1 protein-coding gene is annotated in these 1,564 nt (G+C 33.8%); it reads right to left on the reverse strand.

What is annotated here, in order from left to right; translation table 11 throughout:
* Positions 1-119: 119 nt before the first annotated feature.
* Positions 120-1,409, reverse strand: coding sequence for an IS4 family transposase (locus tag DW769_RS16270; protein WP_238033145.1), 1,290 nt, complete (start codon positions 1,407-1,409; stop codon positions 120-122).
* Positions 1,410-1,564 lie beyond the last annotated feature (155 nt).

Here is a 1,564-nt window from a genome sequence, read left to right on the forward strand (position 1 = left end):
CAATGTCATTAACTTTAGCAAAGAGCAGAAATCGTAAGCATTTATAAAACTATGATTCCTGCTTTTTGTTTGTATATGGGCATACTTATCCCCTTCTCTTTGTACTCGTATTTTTTAGCTCAGTACGCTCTTTTATGGGTATTCGAATATTTTCCTGCTAATTGCCCTTTCGTTCTGGTATAATGCCGATCAGGACGAATGGGAACAAGATTTTTACTGATATCTTCATATATTTGCTGAAATAACATATTTTTCTTTTGACCATCCGTTTCAAGAAGTATATAAATCAGATCATTTTTTAAGATTCCAATACTAACAGTCTGATTGATCATCATTTTATGTTTTCTGTTCGCTTCTTTCTGATCCAGTTCACGCTCTGCATCTAATATGATATCTTCAACTAAATTGCTCAGATATATAGTGCTGTATATATCTTGTAATAACAGAATAGGTTTTGTTCCTGTAAAATTCTCTAACTGTAACCGACTCTTTAGCGTTTCATACGCAGTCTCTATCCCCCACCTCATATGATATAATTCTTTTATTTCTTCTGTATGAAATTCAGTTTGTGAAAGATTTGTAGCCAAAACTTCTAAACTTCCGTTTTCTAATAGGATTTTTACCATACGCAATGAAATTTCACCTAATTCTTTCATACGTTCTCCATCTGGCGTTCCCTCGTAATGTCTGATTCTTGACTTATCAAGTTTTATTTTAACTAGCTGATCCTTTTCTATTAAACTGTTTTGCTCTTTTTTGTAATCACTGCTTTTTAAACGTACGATAAATTTAATATCCTTATCCATCATATGTATAAACGCTGGCGTAGAAGGATAGCCTCTGTCCATGATAATAACATAGGGAATGCTGCCTATTGTTTCCGGTATTCGCTCCATCTGTTTTTCGGCCAGGCGCATTTCATTAAATTTCACCTTATTACAGTCACTTTCCAGTATCATACGATTCATTACATCATAAATACAGCCTAATCCTATTTGAGCTTGGGGCTTTGTGTTTTTCCGGCTTGCAGAACCATATAGTTTCAGTGTTTCAGCAGTGGTAGGAATATTAATATCTGAGCCGTCAGCGGCTAATATTAAATGATCTTTGTAAGTTGAAAAGGTGGAATCTGCATAAAAGTTACGGTTATGATATTTATATAATTCTAAAAAAGCATCTGGATTAAGTTTCATACGCTGTTTCAGATATCCTGGTTTTGAAATAGACACACCAGGATGAGCAAGTTTCATATAATTTCTCAGTTCCAATGCCAACGTCAACCCCTTTCTGTTTATCATCGTGAAAAGAAGATCCTGAAGAGGCATTTTTCGAATTCTGGTAAAATAATTTTTATTACCTGATCGGCAAAATGCCTTAAATTCATCAGAAGTCATTTTTTCTATATCCATGAATATACGTTTCTGAGAATGCTTCATGCATAATCACATCCTTTTTTGAGCAGGTTCATGGCTTCTTTTTACAATATAAGCATATCAAAAAAAGCAGAAGATATCTAATCCATTTCGGAATAAATATCTTCTGCTTTTAAGTTAATGACATTGTG

The organism is Blautia sp. AM29-29, from assembly GCF_003480555.1.
Lineage (GTDB): Bacteria > Bacillota > Clostridia > Lachnospirales > Lachnospiraceae > Fusicatenibacter > Fusicatenibacter saccharivorans.

Excerpts from the sequence above, each read along its gene's own strand:
- DW769_RS16270 (WP_238033145.1), bottom strand. The coding sequence starts at position 1,409 with ATGGATATAGAAAAAATGACTTCTGATGAATTTAAGGCATTTTGCCGA.